General features: G+C 62.2%; 17 protein-coding genes and 1 pseudogene. 3 read left to right on the forward strand and 15 right to left on the reverse strand.

Features of this window, described 5'->3' with window-relative positions:
• Positions 1-74: 74 nt before the first annotated feature.
• From FNU76_RS14435 to FNU76_RS14445, 3 genes are all read right to left on the reverse strand, one after another.
• Entirely contained in the window at positions 75-404 is a 330-nt protein-coding gene (locus tag FNU76_RS14435; RefSeq protein WP_144278851.1) for a type II toxin-antitoxin system RelE/ParE family toxin, read from the reverse strand.
• The gene (locus tag FNU76_RS14440) at positions 404-673 is read right to left on the reverse strand and encodes a type II toxin-antitoxin system Phd/YefM family antitoxin (RefSeq protein ID WP_144278852.1); all 270 of its coding nucleotides are present in this window, start codon (positions 671-673) and stop codon (positions 404-406) included. The genes FNU76_RS14435 and FNU76_RS14440 overlap by 1 nt, the downstream gene beginning before the upstream one ends.
• 134 nt (positions 674-807) lie before the next feature.
• Entirely contained in the window at positions 808-2,832 is a 2,025-nt protein-coding gene (locus FNU76_RS14445; protein WP_144278853.1) for a M3 family metallopeptidase, read from the reverse strand.
• 150 nt (positions 2,833-2,982) lie between these two features.
• Between FNU76_RS14445 and FNU76_RS14450 the strand changes: the two genes are divergently transcribed.
• Both FNU76_RS14450 and yihG read left to right on the forward strand, forming a co-directional pair.
• Positions 2,983-3,513: a gamma carbonic anhydrase family protein gene (locus FNU76_RS14450; protein WP_144278854.1), complete on the forward strand. Its 531-nt coding sequence runs from the start codon at positions 2,983-2,985 to the stop codon at positions 3,511-3,513.
• A gap of 13 nt (positions 3,514-3,526) precedes the next feature.
• On the forward strand, positions 3,527-4,474 hold the full coding sequence (gene yihG, locus FNU76_RS14455; protein ID WP_144278855.1) for a 1-acylglycerol-3-phosphate O-acyltransferase, YihG family: 948 nt from the start codon (positions 3,527-3,529) through the stop codon (positions 4,472-4,474).
• Here the strand turns inward: yihG and FNU76_RS14460 are convergent.
• From FNU76_RS14460 to FNU76_RS14480, 5 genes are all read right to left on the reverse strand, one after another.
• On the reverse strand, positions 4,461-5,228 hold the full coding sequence (locus FNU76_RS14460) for a LytR/AlgR family response regulator transcription factor (protein ID WP_144278856.1): 768 nt from the start codon (positions 5,226-5,228) through the stop codon (positions 4,461-4,463). The genes yihG and FNU76_RS14460 overlap by 14 nt on opposite strands.
• Positions 5,228-6,295: a sensor histidine kinase gene (locus FNU76_RS14465; protein WP_144278857.1), complete on the reverse strand. Its 1,068-nt coding sequence runs from the start codon at positions 6,293-6,295 to the stop codon at positions 5,228-5,230. Before FNU76_RS14465 ends, FNU76_RS14460 begins: the two co-directional genes overlap by 1 nt.
• Positions 6,296-6,549: 254 nt before the next feature.
• Entirely contained in the window at positions 6,550-7,350 is an 801-nt protein-coding gene (locus FNU76_RS14470; RefSeq protein ID WP_144278858.1) for a DUF3025 domain-containing protein, read from the reverse strand.
• A gap of 97 nt (positions 7,351-7,447) precedes the next feature.
• The gene (locus FNU76_RS14475; protein WP_144278859.1) at positions 7,448-8,464 is read right to left on the reverse strand and encodes a zinc-binding alcohol dehydrogenase family protein; all 1,017 of its coding nucleotides are present in this window, start codon (positions 8,462-8,464) and stop codon (positions 7,448-7,450) included.
• A 36-nt stretch (positions 8,465-8,500) separates the two neighbouring features.
• Entirely contained in the window at positions 8,501-8,791 is a 291-nt protein-coding gene (locus FNU76_RS14480; RefSeq protein WP_144278860.1) for a putative quinol monooxygenase, read from the reverse strand.
• 104 nt (positions 8,792-8,895) lie between these two features.
• Between FNU76_RS14480 and FNU76_RS14485 the strand changes: the two genes are divergently transcribed.
• A complete protein-coding gene (locus FNU76_RS14485; RefSeq protein WP_223879026.1) occupies positions 8,896-9,774 on the forward strand; it encodes a LysR family transcriptional regulator in 879 nt (292 codons plus the stop codon).
• 31 nt (positions 9,775-9,805) lie between these two features.
• On the opposite strand, the gene tpx (FNU76_RS14490) is transcribed toward FNU76_RS14485, so the two are convergent.
• From tpx (FNU76_RS14490) to aroQ, 7 genes and pseudogenes are all read right to left on the reverse strand, one after another.
• Positions 9,806-10,306 (reverse strand): thiol peroxidase, encoded by a 501-nt coding sequence (gene tpx / locus FNU76_RS14490; RefSeq protein WP_144278861.1) that lies wholly within the window; start codon positions 10,304-10,306, stop codon positions 9,806-9,808.
• A 103-nt stretch (positions 10,307-10,409) separates the two neighbouring features.
• Positions 10,410-10,922, reverse strand: a complete 513-nt coding sequence (gene tpx / locus FNU76_RS14495) for a thiol peroxidase (protein ID WP_144278862.1) — start codon at positions 10,920-10,922, stop codon at positions 10,410-10,412.
• Positions 10,923-11,034: 112 nt separating this feature from the next.
• Positions 11,035-12,321, reverse strand: coding sequence for a DUF3426 domain-containing protein (locus FNU76_RS14500; protein ID WP_144278863.1), 1,287 nt, complete (start codon positions 12,319-12,321; stop codon positions 11,035-11,037).
• Between the two features lie 44 nt (positions 12,322-12,365).
• A pseudogene (gene prmA / locus FNU76_RS14505) lies at positions 12,366-13,249 on the reverse strand (50S ribosomal protein L11 methyltransferase).
• 67 nt (positions 13,250-13,316) lie between these two features.
• The gene (gene accC / locus FNU76_RS14510; protein WP_144278864.1) at positions 13,317-14,669 is read right to left on the reverse strand and encodes an acetyl-CoA carboxylase biotin carboxylase subunit; all 1,353 of its coding nucleotides are present in this window, start codon (positions 14,667-14,669) and stop codon (positions 13,317-13,319) included.
• Positions 14,670-14,753: 84 nt separating this feature from the next.
• Positions 14,754-15,224 carry an acetyl-CoA carboxylase biotin carboxyl carrier protein gene (gene accB / locus FNU76_RS14515; RefSeq protein WP_144278865.1) on the reverse strand — a complete coding sequence of 157 codons (471 nt, stop codon included), beginning with the start codon at positions 15,222-15,224 and terminating at the stop codon, positions 14,754-14,756.
• Positions 15,225-15,275: 51 nt separating this feature from the next.
• The gene (gene aroQ, locus FNU76_RS14520; RefSeq protein ID WP_144280691.1) at positions 15,276-15,764 is read right to left on the reverse strand and encodes a type II 3-dehydroquinate dehydratase; all 489 of its coding nucleotides are present in this window, start codon (positions 15,762-15,764) and stop codon (positions 15,276-15,278) included.
• Between the last annotated feature and the right edge of the window lie 39 nt (positions 15,765-15,803).

The following is a 15,803-nucleotide window of genomic DNA, read 5'->3' on the forward strand; positions in this document are numbered from 1 at the left end:
CTATCTCCCTGTGGCTAAGGGTATTTCCTGGTGGTGAGCAGTGATTTGAGTATGTGCAATATTCCGGTGCATCTTTAGATAACCCGTAGTATTCTTTCCAGTAGTAGGGACTTCAGGTCCTTCCGAGTGTCGCAGATCAGATGAATGAATATGGTTTCCTTGTCGATTTCATAGATAATTCTGTTCATTCCCGCGATAAGTTGACGGTATTGCATAAGGTTCAGTCGCTCAAGTTCGTCTGGAATGGCGCCCTTGAGTGGAAAGGCTTTGAGTGAGTTTGTCGCGTCTTTTATTTTTCCATAGCTTGCTTCCCAAGCATGTCTCCCGAAATTTTTAACGAGATAGTTTTTAAGCTTTCTTAAATCCTGTTCCGCCGCAGCCAGTAAGACGACTCGAAAAGCCATCAAACGCCCTCCTTGTCCAGCTCGGCAAAGACTTCGTCGGCTGAGCGGAAATTACCTAGCTCGATCTCGCGCTTACCGAGCGCCAGCAACTTGAGCAAGGCGAGCGTTTCTTCATTTTCTTCGTATGAACGCACATCCATAACGACCAGTTTGGCTTCACCATTCTGGGTGATCAGCATGGGTTCACGTGTTTCCGTAAGCGACTTGGCGATCTCTGCTGCGTTGCTCTTGAGGTAGCTGATAGGCTTGACTTGAGTGGAGAATTTCATGATCTGGCCCCCTGATAGACAGGACCATTTATAGACCGAATTGAGTCTTGTGCATAGAGGCTTAGTGGATTTGTTCGCGTTTACGATAGCCGGTATAGGGGCGCGAACGGTAGTACGTCGCGCCCCATCCCGCCTTAACTGCTCATGCCACTATGCCGCAACAAGGCATCGATCTGCGGCGCCCGGCCGCGGAAAGCCTTGAAGCTGTCCAGGGCCGGCCGGCTGCCGCCCACCGCCAGGACTTCCCGGCGGAAGCGCTGGCCGGTCGCGGCGATCTGCGCCGGGGCCTCTTCGAATGCGGCATAGGCGTCCGCGCTCAATACTTCGGCCCACTTATAGCTGTAGTAGCCCGCGCCATAACCGCCGGCGAAGATATGGCTGAACAGGTTGGGAAAACGGCTCCACGCCGGCGGCCGGTTGACCGCTACTTCGTCGCGTATCCGTTCCAGCAGCTGCAACACGCTTTCGCGCTCGGCGGCGTAGCGGCTATGCAATTCCATGTCGAACAGGCCGAACTCCAACTGGCGCGCGGTGGCCATGCCACTCTGGAAGTTCTTGGCCGCCAGCATCTTGTCGAACAGCGCGCGCGGTAGCGGCTCGCCGCTATCGGCATGGCTGGTCATGGCGACCACCCGTTCCCATTCCCAGCAGAAGTTTTCCATGAACTGGCTGGGCAGCTCGACCGCATCCCATTCCACCCCGTTCAGGCCGGCCACACCCAGCTCGCCCACCTCGGTCAGCAGCAGATGCAGGCCATGGCCCATTTCGTGGAACAGGGTAATCACTTCATCGTGGCTAAAGGTGGCGGGCTTGCCGTCCACCCCGCCACCGAAGTTGCAGGTCAGGTAGGTGACGGGCGTCTGGATGCCTTCCGCCTTGTCGCGGCGATTGCGGCAGTCGTCCATCCAGGCGCCGCCGCGCTTGCCTTCGCGGGCGTACAGGTCGAAATAGAACTGCCCGACCAGTTTGCCCGCGCCATCCAGCAGGCGGTAAAAGCGCACATCCTTGTGCCAGACCGGCGCCTGGTCCGGCTCGGCGCGCAGGCCGAACAGGGTTTCGATCACGCCGAACAGGCCGGCGATCACTTTCGGTTCGGTGAAGTACTGTTTGACCGCCTGCTCCGAGAAGCTATAGCGGGCTTCCTTGAGCTTCTCGCTGGCATAGGCCAGGTCCCACATTTCCAGCGCGTCCAGGCCCAAATGTTCGCGCGCGAAATCCTCCAGCTCCTGGCGATCGCGGCGGGCATAAGGCATGGCGCGGGTGGCCAGGTCACGCAGGAAGTGCAGTACCTCGTCGGGTGTCTCGGCCATCTTGGTCGCGACCGAGTATTCGCCATAGTTGGCGAAGCCCAGCATACCGGCCAGCTCCGCCCGCAGGGCAAGGATGCGGTTGATGGCGCCGGTATTGTCCAACTCGGCGGGGCCGGATTCGGCCGCACGGGTGGAATAGGCACGGTAGAGCTGTTCGCGTAGCGCACGGTTGTCGCAATAGCTCTGCACCGGCAAGTAGACCGGCATATGCAGGCTGAGCTTGAAGCCGGCCAGTCCGTCTTGTTCGGCTGCCGCACGGCACATGGCCTTGATATCGTCCGGCAGGCCGGCCAGTTCGGCTTCGTCGGCGATGTGCAGGCTGAATGCGTCGGTGGCATCCAGCAGGTTTTGTTCGAACTTGGCCGATAGCTGCGCCAATTCTTCCTTGATCGCGCTGAAGCGCGGCTTTTGCGTCTCGTCCAGCTCGGCGCCGCCCAGGCGGAAATCGCGCAGGGCGTTTTCGACGATGCGCTGCTGTGCGGCGCTGTAGCCGGCGTATGCCGGTGCGGCCGCCAGGCGCCGGTATTGCGAGAACAGCGCCAGGTTCTGGCCCAGTTCGGCGCCGAACTGGCTCAGCTTGGGCAGGTTGCTGTTGTAGGCATCGCGCAGGGCGGGGGTATTGACCACCGCGTTCAGGTGGCTGACCTGGCCCCAGGCGCGGCCGAGCTGCTCGGTGGCATCATCCACCGGCCGCACGAAATTATCCCAGCTGACCGGTGCGACGGTTTCCGCCGCCGAAATGGCTGCCCGGGCGTTCGCCAGCAATTGGTCGATGGCGGGATCGATATGCTCGGGACGAATTTCGTCAAAGCGGGGCAGGGTGGAGAAATCGAGAAGGGGGTTGCTCATTGAAGAGGTCTCGCGGTGAGGGTTGGCGGTGTATCGATTGCTGATTGATTGGGGCAATACCTGGCAAAGCAAGCTGCCCGTTGTTGTGCGCTGCGGGTTTACCCGCGCCTGGGCTATACTCGACCGCCTGTTTTTTCGGAGTTTGCCCCTATGTCTGTCCGTGCCTTCAAAGGGATCGTGCCTGTCGTACCGGCGTCTGCCTATGTGGACGAAGCCGCCGTGGTGGTCGGTGAAGTGGTGCTGGGCGAAAACGCCTCGGTCTGGCCGGGCGCCATCGTGCGCGGCGATGTGAATCATATCCATATCGGTGCGGATTCCAATGTGCAGGACCTGGCCTGTCTGCATGTCAGTCACAAACGGCCGGAAGATCCGCTGGGCGCGCCGCTGATTATCGGCGAACGGGTCACCATTGCCCACCAGGTCACGCTGCACGGCTGCACAATCGGCGACGAGTGTCTGATCGGCATCGGTACCATCGTGCTGGACCGGGCGGTGATCGAGTCGCGCGTGATGGTGGGGGCCGGTTCGCTGGTGCCGCCGGGTAAGGTGCTGCGCTCCGGTTATCTTTATCTGGGGCGGCCGGTCAAGGAAATCCGCCCCCTGAGCGAGGCGGAGATCGCCCATTTCGACTACTCCGCCCAACACTACGTCCGGCTGATGCGGGCCCACCGGATGGATTGATACATAAAACAATATGCTGAATTTCCTGCCTTCGCCGCTGCGCGGCCTGCTTTCACTACTCTTGCTGGTACTCAATACGCTGTTGTTCGCCAGCGTGATCCTACTGCTGGCCACCTTCAAGCTGCTGCTGCCCTTCAGTGCCGTACGGCGTCCGCTCGATTCCGTACTGAACGCTATCGCCCAGACCTGGGTGCGCGTCAACGGCGTCTGGATCGCCCTGGCGCAGCGGATCGGCTGGCAGGTGGAGGGGCTGGAGCAGTTGAATCCGCGTGGTTGGTATCTGGTCTGTTCCAATCACCAGAGCTGGGTGGACATCTTTGTGCTGCAGCGAGTCCTGGAGGGCAAGGTGCCCTTTCTCAAGTTCTTTCTGAAGCGGCAATTGATCCTGGTGCCGGTGATCGGCCTGGTCTGGTGGGCGCTGGATTTTCCCTTTATGAAACGCTACACCGAGGCCTATCTGCGCAAGCACCCGCACAAGCGCGGCCAGGACCAGGCAACCACCCGGCGCGCCTGCGAGAAATTCTCGCTGGTGCCCACCTCGGTGATCAATTTTCTCGAAGGTACCCGATTTACCCCGGCCAAGCACGACCGCCAGCAATCCCCCTATCGCTATCTGCTGCGGCCTAAGGCCGGTGGTATCGCCTTGGCCATGAACGCCATGGGCGAGAAATTCCAATCGCTGATCGATGTGACCATTTTCTATCCCGACGGCGCACCCACTTTCTGGGATCTACTGGCGGGGCGGGTTGGACGGGTGGTGGTGCAGGTCAAGCAGCAGGCGATCCCGCCGGAACTGACGCGTGGCGATTACGGCGCCGATGCCGAATTCCGCGCCAAGGTGCAGGCTTGGGTCCATGCCTTGTGGCAGGAGAAGGACGAACGCCTGGCCGGCTTGCACCAAGCCCACGGCACGCAGCCCGCCCAAGTCGGCAGGGTAAGCTCGGCGCCTACATCTGCTTGAACAGATAGGCATAGGCGCGGCTGACCGCGATCTTTTCCGGCCGTGATTTGAGGCTGAGCGTGACCTTGCCGGTAAAGTCGCGGCTGGCTTCGGCGATATCGCGCACATTGACCAGCGTGGCGCGGTGGACCTGCCAGAACTGCTCGCTATCGAGCTGCTCCAGCAATTCCTTGAGCGAGGTGCGGATCAGATACTCGCCGTCGCGGGTCAGTACCGTGGTGTATTTATCGGCGGCGTGGAAGTAGCACACGTCATCCACCGCGATCAGCTTGACCTCGTTGCCCTGGCCTGCCCGTATCCATGACAGCCGGTGGTTGCCCGACAGTGCCGGCATCCCGCCGCCCAGGGCGGCCCGCAGACTGTCCAGCAGGGCGCCGTTGCCGGCCGGCTGGCGGGTGGCGAGCTTGTCCCGCAGTTTGCTCACCGCGCGTTGCAGCCGTTCGTCGCTGAATGGCTTCAGCAGATAGTCGATGGCGTCTCGATCGAATGCTTCCACCGCATACTGGTCGTAGGCGGTGACGAAGACGCAATGGCAATCCTCGGCATGGCGCGCCACTTCCAATCCGGTCAGGCCGGGCATTTTGATATCCAGGAAGGCGACATCCGGCTCGAATTCACGCAAGGCGGCCACCGCTTCCAGGCCATTGCGGGCCAGGGCGACGATTTCCAGCTCGGGCCACAACTGGGCCAGCTTGGTTTTCAGGTAGTCGGCCAACAAGGGTTCATCGTCGGCGATCAGGGCGGTCGCTTGCATTATTTCTCGTCATTCATGGGTAGGCTGAGCGTGGCAATGACACCGCCCGAACGGTTGGCCCGCAATTCCAGGCCGCCGTGCGTACTACCGTATAGCGTTGCCAACCTGGCGCGGACGTTCGCCAGTCCCACCCCCTGGCCATGCACCTCGGCGGGCAGGCCCAGGCCATCATCCTCGACGGTGGCGACCAGGCGCCGGTCGGCCGCCACCAGGGAAATACTGATCGTGCCGCCGTCGACCTTGGGTTCCAGGCCATGCCGCACCGCGTTCTCCACCAGCGGCTGCAACAGCATGGGCGGCAGCGGCAGGTCCAGCAAAGGCTCCGGGCAGTCGATCCGGAAATGCAGGCGGTCGGCCATGCGAATCTGCAGAATGCCGAGGTAAGCCCGCAATAGCTCCAGTTCCTGCCGCACGGTACTGGGCTCGTTGCGGGTGCGGGCCAGGGAAGCGCGCAGGTAATCATTGAACATGCCCAGCATCTGCTTGGCCTGATCCGGTGAAACGTCGATCAGGCTTTGCACGCTGGCCAGTGTGTTGAACAGGAAATGCGGTTCGATCTGTGCCTGCAATAGCCGCAACTGGGATTGCATCAGCTGCTTGTCCTGCTCGCCATGCCGGGCGCGTTCGGCATGGTAGGCGGCTTCCAGCCGTTCGGCTTTTTCGCGGCTCCACAGGATACTGGCGATGACCGCGGCGGCCAGCATCATCAATAGCAGGCTACCCAACAGGTAATGGGGAAACTTGCCGACGATCTTTTCCAGTTCGTCCAGGCGTTGCAGCCAATTGATGGCCAAGCCCAGCAAGGCGCCGACCGTGATGGCGCCCATGAAGTACAGCGGTTCCCGCCGGGGGGCCGGCTTGATCACGGTAAAGGTGAGGGTGTTGGCGACAAAGACCGATAAACCGATGGTCTGCGTCGTCACCATGACCCGCCAGAGCGGCGAGTCGCCGCTCAGTGCCACGAACAAGGCCGCCAGGGTGCTGACCACCAGCGTGACCAGCAGATTGCGCCACAGCGTGCGGCGAACCTGGCCGGCGGGGGCGGGCGGTAGCGTAGCGGTATTCATGGAATGGAGCTTACGCCATTTAGGCCGCCTGCTCACGCGCCGGCAAAGGTGGCTGCGGAATCCGCAAAGGAATGACCTTGCCTTGCGTATTGACGGGTTGGGCAGGTGCACGCCGGCCCAGCGTAAACGGACTAAACATTTTTTCTTCTCCCCAAGTGACCGGGCTTATCGGTCTACGGCTCGCAATCTAACCGGTCAAGCCGGAGAGTTGCAGCGGCGTGCGACGAAATGCAGGGCGAAGGGCTGGAATGCGGTCAGCGTGGATGAACGACGGCGGCACGAGGGCGAAAATGCTGGCGGTCGGCATAGAAGTCCGGGCCCTGCGCCGGCCACCAGCCAGGGATGCCCAGTACCGGTAGGGGCGGCAAAGCGCGTGGATCGCGCAGCTCGCCTTGCGCGATCCGCTCGGCAAGACGTCCGTCCAGCTGTGCCAGCTTGTCAGCCAGCGGTTGGACGAACCAATCGCGCTCGACCGGTAGCAGCATGACCTTGGCGACGATGCCCTTGAACGGCGCCAGGCTCTTTTCCATCAAGGCATGGCCGAAGCAAAACGGTTCCAGGAGTCCGCCCCAGTCGGCACGGCGGGCCTGGAATAGTGTGTGCCAGTCGTGATCGAGCAGGGCTTGTGCCAGGGACGCATCCGCCACGGCCAGCACCAGGCCGGACTCATCGAACAAGGTGGCTGCGTCGCGGCAGCGATTGCGGCGGGAATCCGTTTGCGCAGCCAACTCGCGCATATGCAGGGCATTCAAGGCTGCCTTGCTACGAGGCCAGGCCAGCCAGCACAGGGCGTTGAATGCATCGTGCCAATTGTCGGGACGGGTAGCGACCTGGCCGCTGCCGGCGATACGGGCTTCGTAGCCCTCGTCGGCCAGCTGGTCGGGCGCGACGAAATGGATGGCGTTGCCGTTATTGTTAAAGGGCCGTAGAGGCGACGGCAGGTCCAGCCAATCGGACTCGGCAGGAAAATGAGTCCAGGCCAGTTGTTGCAGTATCGGTTGCAGGGAACGTAGCCAGGGAGAATCGGCAAGGTGCGCGGAGGGCCAGGGTTGCATGGGTTCAAGGCAGAAAGGAGGCATATGAGCTTAACTGGCATTGCCCGAGAAAGCTTCTCTGCCCTCCGAGGCCTCGCATCCATGCTGTCCCTAAGCCTCAAAACCCAACCAGCACCAGCTTCCCGATAACCCGGCCTTCCTCCAGCAAGGCATGCGCACGCTTGAGGTTGTCGGCGTTGATATTGCCCAGGGTTTCTCCCAGGGTGGTTTTCAGCCGGCCGGCATCGATCAAGGCGGCGACTTCGGTCAGCAGCCGCTGTTGCTCGATCATATCGGCGGTGCGGTACTTGGAGCGGGTAAACATGGATTCCCAGGCAAAGAAGGCGCTTTTGGCCTTGAGGGCAGCCAGATCATGGGGGCGCGTGGTCTCGACGATGGTGACGATGCCGCCTTGCGGCGCGATCAGCTCGGCCATGGCGTCGAAGTAGTTGTCGGTATCGTGGGTGCAGAAAATGTAGTCGTAGGTCTCGAAACCAGCCGCCCGGCTGGCGGCGTGCAATGGCTCGCCATGCGCGATCACATGGTCGGCCCCTAGCTCCCGGCACCACTGCCGCGAATTGTCCCGGCTGGCGGTGGCGACCACGGTCAGGCCGGCCAGCTTGGCCAGTTGGATGGCGATCGAACCGACCCCGCCGGCACCGCCGATTACCAATAGCGTCTTGCCGCTGTGGCGGCCATGCCGGTCCAGGCCAAGGCGCTCGAAGAGCGCTTCCCAGGCGGTGATGGACGTCAGCGGCAGGGCGGCGGCGGCGGCAAAGTCCAGGCTCTTGGGCATGGTCGCGACCAGGCGTTCGTCCACCAGCTGATACTGCGCATTGCTGCCGGGGCGAGTGATATCACCCGCGTAATAGACCCGGTCGCCGGCCTTGAAACCGCTGACGGCCTCACCCACTGCCTCCACCACGCCGGCGGCGTCCCAGCCCAGGATGCGCGGGGTGGTTTCCACGGTGTCCTTTGGCGCGCGGACCTTGTAATCCACCGGATTCACGGCGATGGCTTCGACGCGCACCAACAGGTCATGCGCGGCCGGTGCTGCCGGCTTGGGCAGTTCGAGATCGAGCAATGCTTCCGGATGGCTGATAGGGAGATAGCGGGTGAGGGCGACGGCTTTCATTTTGCGGATTCCTTGATTGGCGTGAGAGAAATGGCCTTACGCGAGGCTATTCAGTAGCTTCACATCCCAGCTTTCCACCAGGCCGCTGACGCTACGGCCGTATTCGGCCAGGTGTGCCGATTGCATATGCTGTGCGTGCAGCTCGCGGCTCTGCCAGGTTTCGATAAAGACAAAGACGCCAGGCTGGTCGAGGTCCCGATGCAGGACGTACTGGATGCAGCCGGCTTCCATCCGGGTCGGCGCGATCAGCTTTTGCAAGGCGTGCTCCACCTGCTGTTCGGCACCTGCTTTGGCGACAATGGTGGCGACGACGATAAGGGCTTGCATGGGTTGCTTCCTTGATTCGATTGGAGTGACGCCAGTGTAGGCAAGGTGGATTGCCTTGATTAGCCCATATAATCTGGAATCAGTATCCGTATGTGCGAACAATCATGCTTAAGCTGGACTTGATGGCCATCTTTGCCCAAGTGGCGGATAGCGGCAGCTTTACCGCCGCAGCCCGCTTGCTGGAACTGCCCAAATCCACCGTCAGCCAGCGAGTGGCCGAGCTGGAGGCGATGCTGGGCCTACGCCTGTTGCAGCGAACGACGCGCAAATTGAACCTGACCGAGGCGGGGCAGACCTATCTGTCGCATTGCCAGGCCATGTTGCTGGCGGCGCAGGCAGCGGATGCAGCCGTGTCGCGCCTGCGCGATGCGCCGGCCGGCGTATTGAGGCTGACCGCGCCCGAAGCTTCCGGCATCAAGCTGCTGCCGGCCATGCTGGCAGCGTTCCGGCAGGCGCATCCCCTGGTGGAAGTGCATTGCCAGGTGACCGATGCCCATCTCGACCTGGTGGGCGAGCGCATCGATCTGGCATTCAGGACCGGGCGCCTGGAAGATTCCAGCTTTGTATCGCGGCGGATCGGTTCGGTAGGAAGGGTATTGGTGGCGTCGCCACCATATCTGGCGGCGCGGGGCGAGCCGCATGCGCCCCAGGATTTACTGCGCCATGCTTGTCTGCGCCATCACTCGGCACCGCAATGGCGGCTGGGGGAAGAGACGATTACCTTGCCCTCGGGCGGACAGGGGAGCAATAGCTTGCTCTACCTCTTGCAGGCGGCTTTGCTGGGAGGCGGAATCGCCATGCTGCCAGCCTTTCTCTGCCGCGAGGAAATGGCCGCTGGGCAACTGCTGCGGGTGCTGACCGGCTATCCGCCACCACCCAATGACTATTATGCGGTCTACCCCAGCCGCAGCCATCCCACGGCGGCCCTGTCGGCGCTGTTGGACTTTGTCCTGGGCTACGATCTGGCGGGCCGCCTGGCGTAAGCGAGGCGGCCGGGCAAGTCCTTGGCGTGCTTTACTTCAGCAGTGCCAGGACGGCTTCGTAGTCGGGTTCGTCGGCGATTTCGCCCACCAGCTGGGCGTGGATCACCTTGTCGCTTTCGTCCAATACCACGACGGCACGGGCGGTCACGCCAGCCAGCGGGCCGGCACCGATTTCCACGCCGTAATCGAGAATGAATTCACGGCCACGCATGGTGGAAAGCGTCACCACGTTCTGCAGGCCTTCGGCGCCGCAGAAGCGCTTCTGGGCAAAGGGCAGGTCGGCGGAAATGCACAGCACCACGGTGTTTGCCAGTTGGTCGGCGGCCGCATTGAACTTGCGGGTCGAGGTGGCGCAGGTGGGGGTGTCGATGCTTGGAAAAATGTTCAATACCTTGCGCTTGCCGGCATAGCCTTCCAGCGAGACGTCAGCCAGGTCGGCGCCGACCAGCTTGAAGGCGGGCGCCTTGTCGCCGACCGCGGGGAAGTTGCCGTTGACGGGAATGGGGTTGCCGCGCAGTGTTACCGTGGACATGGTTGCTTTCCTAATATGTGGATGGAAATGTCAGGGGCGTTAAAACACCATTCCCGCCGGGGCGGGAATGGTGTGGATGGGATGCGTGCGCTGCGGCGGATTGTCAGGCCGGGCCGGCCAGCATGTCTTCGGCCAGTTTTTCGTAGTTCGGTTCGGCGTTCACGTCCTGCACCAGCTCGGCGAACACGATGGTATCGTTTTCATCCAGCCCGAACAGGGCCGTGCACATCATGCCAGACAAGGGCACGTCGGTGATCATGACGCCATAATCCTTGTGGAAATCCCGGCCGCGCAACGTGGACAGCAGTTGTACCTTGCGAATGCCCTCGGTGGCGATCACCCGCGCCATGGCATAAGGGGTATCGACCGACACGACGAAGCTGCGGGTATTGGGAAAACCGTCGGCGATCGCTTCCAGCCGGCGGGTGATCTTGAGGCCGATTTCCGCATCGATACTGGGAATCACCGCGATGATCTTGCGCTTGCCCATGAACTTGGACAGCGGCACATCGCCCAGATTGACATCGACCAGCATAAAGCTGTGCGCGGTATCGCCAACGCGCGGGAAACGGCCGCCCACGCCAATCGGCTCGCCGTTGAGAAGCACTGTGGCCATGTGATGTTTCCTCCGGCTTGACATGAAAGTTTAAGAAGCGGCTCCCGCGCCATCAGTATCGACAGCGCCCCAACCGAATGCAAGTTCATGCGCCCCGGCAAGCAGTGTTCGACTAGTTCTCCACCGGGTAGAACCACTCCAGCGAATAACCGCTGGAACGCATTTCACCCAGATCGAGTTGCAGGAAGACGCGCAGATCGCCACTGGCGGGCAGGCTGGTCGGCAAGGGCGAGGTGCTGCCGTCGGCCAGTGGTGCCAGGTATTCTCGGGCCGTGAAGACCTTGCGCGCCACCACCCGCTCGCTGTCGTCGGTCAGGGTCAGTTGCAGCAAGGGCAGGGCCTGGTCATACGGCGCCATATTGCGCAGCGTCGCATTGAGTTGGATCAGGCTGGGTCGTTCCGGCAGCGATACCAGCTCATTCCATTCGTTGCGCAGCATATTCTTGCGGGCCGGCAGCGCAAGCGTGCAACCGGTCATGGCGCAAAAGCGCTGCAGCTTGGGGGCGATGCCGGGTAACTGGACGGCCAGTTCGGTGCGGTGGTGAAAGGCCAGTTGCGCCGCCAGGGCAAACAAGGCCAGCAGGGCGGGAATACTCCACAGCCAGCGCCAGGGCGAAGGACCGCCGGGGACGCGCAGCAGGGCGTCATCCTCGGCGGTGCGGATGGGGCGGTAGCCGCTATGTTCGGAGTGGATCGCAGCGGTAGCCGGGTTGAAGGCGGGCAGGGTGGCGGTACTATTGGCCCAGGCCTGGAAATGCTCGGCCGAGAATTCCTCGCCGGCCTCGGCGGGGGCGATCTCGATGACCTCGATGCCATTGCTGACCGGGGCATGCGGAAAATCATCCTCGTGTTCCGCCTGATGGTGTCCGACCGCGACCAGGACGGGCTCCATGCGAGGTTCCGGATCGGGTTCCCGTACGGGTTCGGGGTTCCGTCTTGGCTCGGGCGCGGGGCGCGGGGCCGGTACCTCGGCGACGGGTTCGCTGGCCGCCAGCTCGCTGGCAAGCTGCTGCAGGCTTTGGCTGGCCAGGCTGCTCGCGCTATCCCCTTTTTCCGCTGCCGCTGCCGCGCCCAGTTGGCTGGCCACGCTGTCCAGGCCATAGGCGTCGTCCTCGCGTTGCGCCAATGTCCTGGCAGGCGTGGGGGGCGGTGCCGGTACCGGTGCGATTATCGGTGCGGGGGCCGGGACCGGTGCGGGCGGCTCGACCGGCGTCGGGGCCGGCGTTGGAGCGGGTGCCGGCGTCGGCGCCGCTTGCCGCCCTTCGCCTTGCAGGTGGTTGACCGCGTCGAACACGAACGCGCAGCGACCGCAGCGCACCTTGCCGTCGAAGGCGCTCAGGTGGGCGTCGGTCACGCGGAAGCTGGTGCGGCAGTTGGGGCAGCGCGTTATGTGATACATGGCTCGGATTCTAACGGGCGGCGCTTAACACGCAAGCGGTACGGTTATAGACGGGTGCCGGCGATACGCACCCATCCCTCTTTTTCGGCCGAAACCGCCAAGGCGAAGCAGGGCGCGTAGAGGCTGATGATCTCGTCCGCCTGCTCGGCCAGGATGCCGGACAGCACCAGCCGGCCGCCGGGGCGGCAGCGGCTGGCCAGCAAAGGCATCAGCATTTTCAAGGGGTTGGTGAGGATATTGGCCACCACCAGGTCGTAAGTGCGCGCGGGGCATCGTCCGGCAGGAAGAAATCGGCGGCGACATGGTTCTGTTCCGCGTTCTGGCGGCTGGCGGTCATGGCTTGTGCGTCGATATCCACACCATGTGTCTCGCCGGCGCCCAATAGTTTGGCGGCAATGGCCAGGATGCCGGAGCCGCAGCCGTAATCGAGTACGCTTTCGCCCGCCCGCGTTTCGCTATCCAGCCATTGCAGGCACAACCAGGTGGTGGGATGGCTGCCTGTGCCGAACGCGAGGCCCGGGTCCAGGGCGATATTGATCGCGTCCGGCGTCGCGGCATGCCAGGTCGGGGTGATCCATAGCCGCCCAGATACCTGGATAGGGTCGAACTGCGATTGGGTCAGGCGCACCCAATCCTGTTCCTCTACCCTCGTTACGCTGTGGCGCGGCAGGGCGATACCGACCGCTTGGGCGGCCGCGCTCACCATCAGCGTGGCATCGCTATCTTCCTCCAGCAATACCACCACGACGCTTTCATCCCACAATTGTTCCAGCGGCATGCCGGGCTCGCCGAAAATGGGTTTCTCCGCAGCCGTGCCGGCGGCGGCATCCTCGATGCTGACGCTCAGTGCGCCCAGCTCGAACAAGGCGTCGGACAGGGCTTCGGCGTGGGTGGAATTGGCTTCAATGCGTAATTCTTGCCAGGGCATGGCGGACTCCGGAACGTGGAAATGACTGCGGCCGGGGGTTAAGCCCGGCCGCGGTCGATTTTAACACCTATTGGTCTTTAGACTCCGCCAGCAGGTGTTCCAGGTAGTGAATGGACGTGGCGCCCTTGATAAAACCCTTGTCGTTGAACAGGACCTGGTGCAGTGGAATATTGGTCTTGATGCCTTCCACGGCCATTTCCGAGAGGGCGATACGCATCCGCGCCATGGCCTGCTCGCGGCTATCGCCGAAAGCAATCACCTTGCCGACCATGGAATCGTAATTGGGCGGTACGGTGTAGCCTTGGTAGATATGCGAATCGACCCGGATGCCGGGGCCGCCGGGTGGATGGTAGGTGGTGATCTTGCCGGGGCTGGGGATGAACTTGAAGGGGTCCTCGGCGTTGATCCGGCACTCCATGGCATGGCCCTTGAGCACGATATCCTTCTGGGCGAAGCGCAATTGCTCGCCGGCGGCGATGCGGATCTGCTCCTGCACGATATCGATGCCGGTGATCTGCTCGGTGACGGGATGCTCCACCTGGACCCGGGTGTTCATTTCGATAAAGTAGAACTCGCCATTCTCGAACAGGAATTCGAAGGTGCCGGCGCCGCGGTAATTGATGCGGCGGCAGGCTTCGGCGCAGGCTTCGCCTACGCGTTTGCGCTGTTTATCGGTTATACCCGGGGCGGGCGCTTCCTCGATCACCTTCTGGTGGCGGCGTTGCATGGAGCAATCGCGTTCGCCCAGGTAGATCGCATGGCCATACTCGTCGGCCAGGATCTGGATTTCGATATGGCGCGGGTTCTCCAGGAACTTCTCCATATACACGGTCGGGTTGCCGAAAGCCGCCCCCGCTTCGTTGCGGGTCATGTCTACGGACTTGATCAGCTCATCTTCGCTGCGCACCACCCGCATGCCGCGACCACCGCCACCGCCGGCGGCCTTGATGATGACCGGATAGCCGACCTTGCGGCCGATCTTCAGCATCTCTTCCGGATCATCCGGCAGCGCGCCGTCCGAGCCCGGCACGCAGGGGACGCCGGACGCCTTCATGGCATCCTTGGCGCTGACCTTGTCGCCCATCAGCCGGATCGATTCGGGCCGGGGGCCGATAAAGACAAAGCCGCTCTGCTCGACCCGTTCGGCGAAATCGGCGTTCTCGCTGAGGAAGCCATAACCGGGGTGGATGGCCTGGGCGTCGGTGACCTCGGCGGCGGCGATGATCGCCGGAATATTCAGGTAGGACAGCGGGCTGGGCGCCGGTCCGATGCAGACCGACTCATCGGCCAGTTTCACATACTTGGCCTCGCGGTCGACTTCAGAGTGGACCACGACAGTCTTGATGCCCATTTCGCGGCAGGCGCGTTGAATGCGCAACGCGATTTCGCCGCGATTGGCGATCAGAATTTTTTCAAACATGGATCAACTCCGTGAGGGGTGAGGGAGACGGCGGGCAGGCGCGCATGGCGCGCCGGAATGGGCCCGCTGGACACCTCACAGAATTCAGCCGATCACGAACAAGGGTTCGCCATATTCCACCGGCGAGCCATTTTCGACCAGGATGGCTTTCACTACGCCAGACGTCTCGGCTTCGATCTCGTTCAGCAGCTTCATGGCCTCGATAATGCAAAGGGTATCGCCCACGTTGACCTGCTGGCCCACTTCCACGAAGTTCTTTGCGCCAGGGCTGGCGGCGCGATAGAAGGTGCCGACCATGGGCGACTTCAGAACGGTGCCTTCGGGCAGGCCGTTGCCGGCCGGCGCGGCTTCGGCGGCGCCCGCAACCGAAGCGGGGGCCGCGGCAGGCGCCGCGCCCATGCTGTAATGCTGCATGGGAGGCTGCGCATACATGATCGGTGCATTTTGCGACACGCGGGTAATGCGTACCCGTTCTTCCCCTTCCGTCACCTCGATCTCGGCAATGCCGGATTCCTCTACGAGGTCGATCAGCTTTTTGAGCTTACGTAGATCCATGCCCGTTCCCTTTTTAGGTTTTAGTCTTTGTTGATTGCCGGCCGCCGTGCTTCAGGCCGGGGTCTGGCGATTCAGAAAGTCAATGGCGTGGTCGAGCGCATAGCCGTAACCGGCGGCGCCTAGACCACAGATAACACCCTGCGCGAGGTCCGAAAAAAAGGAGTGGTGCCGAAATGGCTCGCGCGCATGGACGTTGGAGAGATGGACTTCGATAAATGGCAGTTTGACCGCCGCCAACGCATCGCGCAGCGCAACGCTGGTGTGGGTGAAGGCGGCGGGATTGATGATCACGAAGCCGGTGCCATCGTCGAAAGCCGCGTGAACGCGTTCGATCAAGGCAGCTTCGCTATTGCTCTGAAAGCTATGGCAGCGCAGCCCAGCCGCACCCGCTCGCTGGGCGAGGCGGGTGTCGATGCTGGCAAGGGTGTCCGCGCCGTAGTATTGTGGCTCGCGGCGACCCAGCATATTCAGATTGGGGCCGTGCAGTACCAGAATATCTTGGTGCTGTCCAGCCAAATTGTGCGGTGTCGGCTGTGTCATGGCGGCGAGTTTGCCGCAGATAGCAGCACGTTGTCTACC

The organism is Chitinimonas arctica (genome assembly GCF_007431345.1).
In the GTDB taxonomy this organism is placed as follows: Bacteria; Pseudomonadota; Gammaproteobacteria; order Burkholderiales; family Chitinimonadaceae; genus Chitinimonas; species Chitinimonas arctica.

Coding starts and splice junctions, on each gene's coding strand:
- accB (WP_144278865.1), bottom strand. CDS start 15,224: ATGGATCTACGTAAGCTCAAAAAGCTGATCGACCTCGTAGAGGAATCC.
- FNU76_RS14445 (WP_144278853.1), bottom strand. CDS start 2,832: ATGAGCAACCCCCTTCTCGATTTCTCCACCCTGCCCCGCTTTGACGAA.
- FNU76_RS14440 (WP_144278852.1), bottom strand. CDS start 673: ATGAAATTCTCCACTCAAGTCAAGCCTATCAGCTACCTCAAGAGCAAC.
- FNU76_RS14460 (WP_144278856.1), bottom strand. CDS start 5,228: ATGCAAGCGACCGCCCTGATCGCCGACGATGAACCCTTGTTGGCCGAC.
- FNU76_RS14435 (WP_144278851.1), bottom strand. CDS start 404: ATGGCTTTTCGAGTCGTCTTACTGGCTGCGGCGGAACAGGATTTAAGA.
- tpx (WP_144278862.1), bottom strand. CDS start 10,922: ATGGCCACAGTGCTTCTCAACGGCGAGCCGATTGGCGTGGGCGGCCGT.
- yihG (WP_144278855.1), top strand. CDS start 3,527: ATGCTGAATTTCCTGCCTTCGCCGCTGCGCGGCCTGCTTTCACTACTC.
- FNU76_RS14485 (WP_223879026.1), top strand. CDS start 8,896: ATGCTTAAGCTGGACTTGATGGCCATCTTTGCCCAAGTGGCGGATAGC.
- tpx (WP_144278861.1), bottom strand. CDS start 10,306: ATGTCCACGGTAACACTGCGCGGCAACCCCATTCCCGTCAACGGCAAC.
- FNU76_RS14480 (WP_144278860.1), bottom strand. CDS start 8,791: ATGCAAGCCCTTATCGTCGTCGCCACCATTGTCGCCAAAGCAGGTGCC.
- FNU76_RS14470 (WP_144278858.1), bottom strand. CDS start 7,350: ATGCAACCCTGGCCCTCCGCGCACCTTGCCGATTCTCCCTGGCTACGT.
- FNU76_RS14450 (WP_144278854.1), top strand. CDS start 2,983: ATGTCTGTCCGTGCCTTCAAAGGGATCGTGCCTGTCGTACCGGCGTCT.
- aroQ (WP_144280691.1), bottom strand. CDS start 15,764: ATGACACAGCCGACACCGCACAATTTGGCTGGACAGCACCAAGATATT.
- FNU76_RS14465 (WP_144278857.1), bottom strand. CDS start 6,295: ATGAATACCGCTACGCTACCGCCCGCCCCCGCCGGCCAGGTTCGCCGC.
- FNU76_RS14500 (WP_144278863.1), bottom strand. CDS start 12,321: ATGTATCACATAACGCGCTGCCCCAACTGCCGCACCAGCTTCCGCGTG.
- accC (WP_144278864.1), bottom strand. CDS start 14,669: ATGTTTGAAAAAATTCTGATCGCCAATCGCGGCGAAATCGCGTTGCGC.
- FNU76_RS14475 (WP_144278859.1), bottom strand. CDS start 8,464: ATGAAAGCCGTCGCCCTCACCCGCTATCTCCCTATCAGCCATCCGGAA.